This window comes from Mesorhizobium sp. M8A.F.Ca.ET.181.01.1.1 (genome assembly GCF_004792025.1).
Taxonomy (GTDB): Bacteria; Pseudomonadota; Alphaproteobacteria; order Rhizobiales; family Rhizobiaceae; genus Mesorhizobium.
Genome location: NZ_SRTV01000098.1, coordinates 1 through 364, shown reverse-complemented (window position 1 = coordinate 364; position 364 = coordinate 1). Strand labels below are relative to the sequence as shown.

1 tRNA gene is annotated in these 364 nt (G+C 48.1%); it reads left to right on the top strand.

Annotated features, from left to right (window positions below):
• The first annotated feature begins 197 nt into the window (after positions 1-197).
• Positions 198-273: transfer RNA gene (locus EN824_RS33750), tRNA-Glu, on the top strand.
• Positions 274-364: the final 91 nt, after the last annotated feature.

Below are 364 nucleotides of genomic sequence, written 5' to 3'. Positions count from 1 at the left end.
ATCCCGCTTACCTCCACCATCAGAGCAGTGTGAAGTCGTTCCAAAACCTGGAACTTGTAGCAAAAAAGACTTCACAAACAGCAGTAGCGTAGTTAAAATAGCGGTCTTTGCAGTTGACGCAGTAAGTAACTGGCAAGTAGTTTAAATCCAGTTTATTTTAGTCAGCAGCAAATTAAAGACAGATCTGAAAAGATTATGTCCCCTTCGTCTAGAGGCCTAGGACATCACCCTTTCACGGTGAGTACAGGGGTTCGAATCCCCTAGGGGACGCCAAACATCAGCGTCGCTTTAGTGTTCGGGGTCGTTGACCGATCCGCGCCAAAGCAGCGCAGCTTGCAGAGAATTAACCGACGCTCGCAAGCCA